This is a genomic window from Vibrio sp. FF266 (genome assembly GCF_041439695.1).
Lineage (GTDB): Bacteria > Pseudomonadota > Gammaproteobacteria > Enterobacterales > Vibrionaceae > Vibrio > Vibrio tasmaniensis_A.
In genome coordinates, this window is record NZ_JBGOOO010000052.1 from 12,626 (window position 1) to 20,806 (window position 8,181).

The following is an 8,181-nucleotide window of genomic DNA, read 5'->3' on the forward strand; positions in this document are numbered from 1 at the left end:
TAATGTAAATATTAATGTAAATATTAATGTAAATATTAATGTAAATATTAATGTAAATATTAATGTATATCCACTAGTTGTAGTACAACACCAAACATAAGGAAAGGGCTCTATCCGCTTAGATGAGCTTGATTGATTGGTAAAAGTTAGAGTGAGTTTCTAGGATTGAATTTTGTCTAATCTTCAATTTAAAGGGGATTGTCGCACTTATTATCTGAAATCGGGTGTAAACGAAATTCCATATTGATAATCTACAAAATTATAGCCTTGGGATTCCGGTGTTTTTCAAGGTAGTTGTCATCATTTTCTTGCTTATTAAGCAGCTTCTCTTTCTGGATTTAGGTGAATGTCACCAACAGGCGCACAGTTCCTGATATCACCAGACCACCGCTCAAGCTTTCGCTGTTTTGCTGCTAGCAATACCTCTACACGACGCTTCAAGATATCTTTATCTTTTCCATTGTGACGCTCTGAAGGCGTGACGTGACGTAATTTAGCTTACTCTGCTTATGCTCGGTGTTGTACCAGCGTACGAAGGCTTCAACCCAACTTCGACTACTATCGATTGTTTCAAAGCCCTTTGCTGGCCAGCTTGGCATGTACTTTCCTGTACGGAACAATGACTCGACATACGGGTTATCATCACTGACTCTTGGCCGGCTATACGATGAGGTAATACCTAACTCTTCCATTTTTGCTTTAAACGTCAGCGACTTCATCGGTGCGCCATTATCTGAGTGAAGAACCAGTGCTTGATTGAAGCATTGCTCTCGCATCAACGTTCGTTGCAGAAGTTGTGACGCCAGCTCACCGCATTCATGCTCATACACTTCATAACCAACAATTTTTCGACTGTAGATATCCTCAATGACATACAGGTAATAGTGTTGGCCTCGAACCCTTGAAGGTAAGTGATTGATATCCAATGCATAAAATTGGTTCGAGTCCGTCGCTGTGTAACTGGTTGGCTTCGTTTGCTTCTGTCTGCTCCGCTGACGACCTCGTTTGTGAAGTTGCCCCTGCGTACTCAGCACTCAATAGTAGATCGACTCAGAGGCGATATACTCACCTCTCTCAAGCAGTGTCAGGACGATTTGAGTTGGAAGCAAGCTTGCGAACTCAGAGCGGTTACACACCTCACGCTCTTCCTGCGACAGCTTGTTAGCAGGCTCTGGTCTGATGCATATGGCCTTTTGTCAGCTTGGACTTCACCTTGCTGATACCAGCGACGATACGTTCTCAAGTCAATTTGAACTTCATGGCAAGCTGGCTCTAAACGGCATCCGCATTGCTTCGCTTCAAGGATAATCGTCACTATGGTCTGCCTTTCATCGGTTGCTTTTTCTTTGAGTCGTAAATCTTTCTTCAACTCTTTGATTTCAAGTTTGTCAGCTTTAGCCTGCTTCTTTGCTTCAGCTTCCCGCTCTTTACTCGACTTAAACCCTTGCATACATTCGCGGCGCCAGCTTTGGATTTGTTCTGGAAAAAGACCTTTTTCACGATCATATTGGTTGAGTTCACTTTCTGTCATTGAGTAGGTTTTAGCGATAATGGCAAGTTTAGTTTGAGCAGACCACTGCTCTGATGAAGTGTTGGTATTTGGGACGGCGGCTCCTGAATGTCTGAGTTGCTGGCGCCAATGATACAGGGGCGCAGTGCTAATTCCTTCGTCTTCTGACACTTCTTTAACTGACATCGAATATGGAGGTAATAGCTTCTTTTCTTTCTACTGAGATACGAGACACAATTACTCTTTATCGCCCAAACTGGTTAAATTCTAACAGTGACAACTACCCTGCCAGATAGAGATAGCGTACGGTTTCGAGAATGACTTCAGAGGGAAAGTGGCAGCCTTTAAACATGACGATTCAGAGTGTTGAGTGGAAATTGAACAAATCCTAACCTAAAGCTTCAAAGTTTGCGATAGAACCATTTTCAGGTTGTCGAAGAATTGTGTGGGCAAGTTGATGTGGAAGTTGGCCATATTTCAGCAGATAAAATATACGATACCGATGACGTCTATGACGCATTAGCGAGCGAATTTCCAGAAACTGGCATAGCGATTCCTCCCAAAGAAAATCTGTATGCTGACGACGCTCATAACCCTAAAAGGGTGAGCAATTTGGTGGTGTACTCTGCATTAAGTCCCACGCGCAGGCAAAAGACAAAGCAGTATGGAAAACGGAATGTCTCAGATAATGCAATGTAGCGTTACAAAACAATTATTGGCCCCAAATTACACAGTAGAGACTTTAACAATCAACAACAGGAAATGATGCAAGCGGCATCAATATTAAATCGATTTATGCAGCTTGGTATGACCGAGAGCTATCGATTCGCCTAATGACATCAAAAGACAAAGTGGGTTGATTACGGAAACAAAGCCACTCAGAAGTGGCTGATGAACCGTACTTTTTGTCGCCCCAATATACAACGAGATTAAAAGATCTCCCTCAGATCATATATTGAAGGTTTCTAAACCTAGATTTGTGTATGGACAACTTTCGTGAGGAACGAGCGAATAGTTGTCCATACACAAATCCGACAAAGCAACGCCAAAGCGTTGCCCGTCAGGTTTATGCATTCGTTACTCTCTATGGCACCAATACTTACGGAAATTGGAAGTCCGTAGTAGGAAAGTAGAAAAACATTGATCGATGAACGTTAAGCTAGTTTTTCTAATATTCTTTATTTTATGTGGATAAGTAGTTTTTTTATTTACTAAATTGAGTTTATCCACATTATCCACAATCTCTATAACAGTATATAACCTCTATATGATCTATAATTTATATAAGATCTATAATTGCTAAAAAACACTTTAAAATCATAATGATATTGAGGTTTTGGCAACATATTATTAGTGTGATTGATCTTGTAGTTAGTCTTGTTGATCTTTTAATTAGTCTGGGGGTAACAAGAAATTAGTGTTATTGATCTAAATTTTAGTGTGAAGGTTACATTTTTTTAGTGTCCAAACAGACTTTATCCCATAAGTCTTGATATTGAGTGTTTCATTTTAGTATTTCTATTAAGGTTACAGGAATTTAGTCTAAAATTGTGAATTACGTTCTTGAGGTTACTGAAATTTAGTCTTATCCTTGTACTACACTAATAATCTGTTACCTGAAACTAATTACTATGACTGACCATCGACAGTTGATCACAACTGAAGACTACCGTGAATTGCCTAATGACTTTTTTAAGAAAAGCCATGCTTTAGTTTTTAGCCAGCTAGGACTGACGGCGAGAGAGCATGATACATTTGCACTCTTCCTCTCTCGACTACACGAAGACCATTGGGTTGCGTATCAGGAAGGTCGACACGTATACGCACCTGAATATACGTTTCAATCTGAAGTGTTAAAGGAGTGGTTTGGTCTTTCAGCAAAGCAGCTTTATCCAACATTAAAGCCTATGGCTAAAAGGCTCTCATCGCGCAAAGTAGGCTTAATGAACGATGCTGATCAAGAATTTGATTTTATGCCTCTTTTTAGTCGAGTTGCGTATAAAAAAGGGGCGCTAATTATGGTGCCTAACGCTGAATTAATGGATGCTTATCTTGCTCAGTCAGCTGGCCACGCTCAAATTAACCATTTATCTTTTCGTAGTTTGAAGTCAGAACATTCTAAGCGCCTTTACACTATTCTATCTCGCTTTAAAAAGCCTGGAATGAAGTTGCATGAGCAATCGATAGCGCAATTACATGGTTTATTCGGTCTCTTAGATGAGCAAGGGAAGTTAACCAAATCCAGTTATACCAACAACAAGGTCTTCATGGAACGATGTATTCGTAAGCCAATCGAAGAGCTTGCTTCTAACGAAGAAGTGAGAAAAGAGCTAAGCTTTTTGGTTGATGAAGAGTCTGGATCGTATGGTTATAAAGCTCGTTATCGAGGAAAGAGTATTGTTGCGCTTGAGTTCCTTTTCCAATGGAAGCAAAAAAGTGACAATAAAGGTGAGGCATTGGAAAGAGCAAAGTTAGCTGAAGAGCTAGCACCTGATAACCCGATGTTAAAACTCGCAAAAGAAGCCTTTAATATTGTACTTTCATACCCTGTCAATGGTGAGTTAAGTAAACACCATAAACTCGCCATTGAAAGTGTTAGGATGGGTATTATCGTAATGCCTGCAGATATGCAGTTTGATTCTATTTTCTATCACAGGTTAGAGTTAATGGAATTATGATTTTCAGGTAACAGATTTTTAGTGTTTTGCAGCTAACACTAAAAATTTGTTACCTTCAGTGATACTGATCTCAAGTTTTATATTCATCAACTTTGTTATGACATCTAAATAATGAGGTGGTTTGTTGTTAATAGGGCAAAACAACCCCCATTGTCCCCATTAAAAACCCCGCTCATTGGCGGGGTTGTTATTTACTTATCTTGCACTTTTTCAGAAACAAACCGTATGATATCGTCATACACATCAACGGGCAATCTACTCAATTCAATCTTAAGCCCCCGCTTATCACTGCTGTGAGATACCTTTGCATACTTGTTCTTGTCATCGAACAGCGCTAATGGTTTAGTCTTCCAGCTTATTTTATCTTTACCCTTTAAAAGCTTCGACTCCATCTGAGCAAGAACTTGCTTTTGTTTATCTTCTACAGAGACTAAATTATCTACATCCACCTTAAGTGAACTGATGAAATGTGCCGTTGTAGTACCTTCTTTATCTAACTGCTTTTCCACTTTAGCCAGCTTAGCGTAGTAACCATTTGGGATCCCTTCGCAATCAGGAAAGACCTCAATCAAACGCTGATCAACTGATGCTGCAGCAAAGCGCTTTCGGCAAGTTTCACGTCCAATATTCAGATAGTCAGCTAGTTCATCGAGCTTCGTAAAGCCTTGTGCTTGCATCACGCTTTTGTAATCAGCTCCCAATTCTCGGTAAGACAAGCGCTTTACAGATTGAGTAGTTTGAATAAAAGCGAGCAAATCAGCTTGGTCGATCTCCCCTTCAATAACCCATAGAGGTAAATCTTTTTTAGCATGGATGCAAGTGAAACGGCGACGTGAGCTATCAAGTAACTGGTAAGTGCCCTGCCCGTCTTTGGTCGCGACGCCTTCAGTATGTACGCCCTCTTCCTGAACGCTTGGTAATATATCACGCACAGCATCAAGCGTAAGCGAATCTTGGCGACGTGGATTTAAAGGGTGAATTGCAGTTTTAACTTCAAGTTCATCTGATTTAACCACCACTCTTTCTGCAGTGGCTGTTTTACCGCTAGCAAACGTGAATGTTTTTTTAGGGGGTTCGGCTTTAACTCGTTTTCCTAATTGATTGCCTTGGTTAAAGCCGGTTCGCTTGTCTTGAGGTCGTAACATGTTATAGCCCTTTTGTTGCTAGCTGCTTAATTTCAGTGATGAATTGGTGGTACACGGCATTCACCGATGTCATAGCTAAATCAAATTGTTTACCACTACAAATCTGCTCTGATTTTCGAATATCCAGTACTGTACGGTTGCTTTCCGCAGCCGCGACAAACGCTTCAGAGTGACGGATCGCTGTTGATAATAAATGCCCTTGCGCCGCACGCAGCAATTTATCAAACACTTTAACTTCATGAGCGCTCTTCTCATCGAAGTTCACTGGAAGCAATTTAGCCCACTTTAAATTTTTTCCTTGTGATGGTAATGCTCTAAATGTACCTGGCATAGTGGCCATGTAGTTACTCGTTGAGGCAAAATCAAACTCTCGTGGGGTGACTGGAATCAAGACCGCATCAGCCGCCTCATTCACTGCCCAGAGAATTGGAGAGTTCTGTGGGGGCGTATCGATGAAGATTAGGTCGTACTCTTCTTTAAGTATGGGTAAGATTTTTTCACGCAACACACTCAGCAAATTCCGTTGACCTATTTCATCTTGCCCCCAGTAAGAATCGACAAAGCGTTCGTCTGATGGGAAGGCAGGAATCACATCTAAGTTAGGGAGGTGAGTCTTAAACGGAATCGCTTTAACTAACTCGTCATAACGGTAGTCATTAAGGTATTGAGAAAAATCACCTTCGGGCTCTTGGCCTGCTAGCGCGATATCAACAGCTGTCATGTAGACTGATTCATCGTCGGCTTGATGAATCAGGTTTTGGCCTGTTGAGCCTTGGGGATCTAAATCTATCACTAGGCAGCGTGCATTAAGATTAAGATCAAGCGCAGCAGTGGTCGCTAGGGTTACTGTCGTGGTGGATTTGCCAGTGCCCCCTTTATGGTTTTCCACTACAACGGTTGTCGGTTCAAAGCGCTGGTTGTACTTAGGAAAGTTCATGAACTCCATCATATTGGCGACGTCGAAGCGATTATACAGGTGAGTGCGTCCTTGGATAATAGGAGCGCCAACGACGCCCTGCTCGGTTGCTTCATCTATTCTAGAATTGAAGGTCACACGAGATAAGCCAAACAGCTCTTGAAGCTCTTTCTTCTTCAATGAGTGATTATAGATAAGCCTATCGACACTCCCCTCAATTTCTGTATCAGTTACTTTGATCTGCATACGCTCTTTGATAACGGCTTTCAGATCTGACTGCTCTTGCTGCATACGTTCACAAACAAGTTCTAATGAATCGATGATGGTGGTCATTGGGTGCCCTTAATGCCTTAATTTCATGTAACCAATATAAAGCACTAAAGATACAAATTAAACCTTTTAAGAATATTTTTAATTAATAAAGGTTTAAGTTTGATGGGTGTCTAAACGGGGACAATGGGGGTTGTTTTCAAAACAACCTTATCAAATTACTCTGAATATTATTCTTTCATCTGGTTTAACAGTGGTGGTGCACGAGACTTAATTAAGGGCAATAAGTACGTATTTGAGAGAGCACTAGACGTGATTTTAAAAGAGCGATCTGCTATCGGCGTTGGGAAATTTAAGCAGGTCCGCTTTTAATAGCGGTCTACCAGTAATAGTCGGTGCTCTATTTACGGTTGAATTCAAAGAATTCTTCAACGTACTGAATAAACTTAAATAACGAGATTAACCTTGTTATTCTTAGCGTGTTCAAGTCACGCCTTAATTGTTAATTATGTTTGGGCTGAGGCGCGGTTGTATCACCTTGACTACCTTGAGCTCAGGCTTTTCGGACGTTCTTCCACCGGATTATAAGAGTTAGCGACCATTCATGAGCCTTAACTTAAAGTACTATCAAGCAATAGACCAAACGATTTCAAACGCCTCCCCTCTCGTTATTATTCATTTGACCAAAGCCAAGCCTATTGGCCTACAAAAAAAAGAAATGAGTTTTTGGTAGAGTTCATCAAGCCAAAGATAAAACAGCCTCAATATTCTAAATGTAAGAAAGAGCTGAAGACCATGCTGAGTATAGGCAGGAATGCCAAGGGCCACCTAGAGGAAAATTTATGGCAAATGAACGAAATTAACCTCAATTATCAAGCCAAATTCACTCATTAGGATGAGCTCTACATCATGTTGACCGCTCTCTTTGAACAGCAGTGTTTTGCCTCAATGTTAGAAAATGAAACCTTTTTCTAAGAAGGTTAAAACTCATCGATTAAATACGTTGATTGATAAAGTCCAAGGTACAGGAACCTATCGAGTGGAAGTGGGTCATATTGATGATCAGGAAGTTATTCATCTGCTACTGCATAGGACTGAAAAGCAAATGCTAGTCGATCTGTTGAAAGTTCGGAAATGTCTTGCTGCTCGATTGTTGGTTTATGTCAGTTCTAATAGCGATCCTGATATGAGTGTGGTGATGAAAGCGGTGGAGGGGGGCTGTTGGATGAATGCATGATTCATTCCCTAGGAAACTATACTTATGCTGCAAAGGTATTGGGACTCGATCGTGGCACAGTAAAAAGGAGGTATGAACGCTTTCTCAAAGAGAAAGGTGAGATGAATTGTATAAGGACATAGGTCATGGTTCATTTTCTGGTCGTTATCACTTGATTTTTATCACGTGTGCTTCGTTTTATCTCTAATAGAGTGGTTCTGTTGTTGATGCTTCTTCACTGGGACGTTCTCGCTCCGCTCGGTTTATTCCTTCGTTTTGCTCCTCTGTCGACAACTTGAGTTGCTTTATCGAGCCTGCTCGATGAGCTTCTACGTTCCTGAGAACAATCACCCAAGGCACTTCTCTCTTCGTTCGAGGCACCTCGTCCTCTCTCCTCGTTGATCTCTCTGTCTTTGAATAAGTTCGAATAAGGGCTTGTTTTCTTA

The 8,181-nt window shown here is 41.0% G+C and carries 6 protein-coding genes and 1 pseudogene; 3 read left to right on the forward strand and 4 right to left on the reverse strand.

All coding sequences use genetic code 11. From position 1 onward, the window contains the following. Window positions 1–315 precede the first annotated feature (315 nt). Window positions 316–1,720, reverse strand: a pseudogene (locus tag ACED59_RS22330) (IS3 family transposase); the annotation flags it as partial. Between the two features lie 1,421 nt (window positions 1,721–3,141). Between ACED59_RS22330 and ACED59_RS22335 the strand changes: the two are divergent. Then, on the forward strand, window positions 3,142–4,188 hold the full coding sequence (locus tag ACED59_RS22335) for a replication initiation protein (RefSeq protein WP_017099008.1): 1,047 nt from the start codon (window positions 3,142–3,144) through the stop codon (window positions 4,186–4,188). A 191-nt stretch (window positions 4,189–4,379) separates the two neighbouring features. Here ACED59_RS22335 and ACED59_RS22340 read toward each other — a convergent pair whose 3' ends face one another. Together ACED59_RS22340 and ACED59_RS22345 are read right to left on the reverse strand one after the other, a co-directional pair. Next, window positions 4,380–5,333 carry a ParB family protein gene (locus ACED59_RS22340; protein WP_102258082.1) on the reverse strand — a complete coding sequence of 318 codons (954 nt, stop codon included), beginning with the start codon at window positions 5,331–5,333 and terminating at the stop codon, window positions 4,380–4,382. A 1-nt stretch (window position 5,334) separates the two neighbouring features. Then, window positions 5,335–6,582, reverse strand: a complete 1,248-nt coding sequence (locus ACED59_RS22345; RefSeq protein ID WP_017098231.1) for a ParA family protein — start codon at window positions 6,580–6,582, stop codon at window positions 5,335–5,337. Between the two features lie 663 nt (window positions 6,583–7,245). On the opposite strand from ACED59_RS22345, the gene ACED59_RS22350 reads away from it, so the two are divergent. Both ACED59_RS22350 and ACED59_RS22355 read left to right on the forward strand, forming a co-directional pair. Next, complete coding sequence (locus ACED59_RS22350) at window positions 7,246–7,413, forward strand: DUF2913 family protein (protein ID WP_017098234.1); 168 nt, start codon at window positions 7,246–7,248, stop codon at window positions 7,411–7,413. 64 nt (window positions 7,414–7,477) lie between these two features. Continuing rightward, on the forward strand, window positions 7,478–7,756 hold the full coding sequence (locus ACED59_RS22355) for a hypothetical protein (RefSeq protein ID WP_017098235.1): 279 nt from the start codon (window positions 7,478–7,480) through the stop codon (window positions 7,754–7,756). Between the two features lie 183 nt (window positions 7,757–7,939). Here the strand turns inward: ACED59_RS22355 and ACED59_RS22360 are convergent. Continuing rightward, the coding region (locus ACED59_RS22360; RefSeq protein ID WP_371731380.1) for a hypothetical protein at window positions 7,940–8,181 on the reverse strand (242 nt) is incomplete at its 5' end.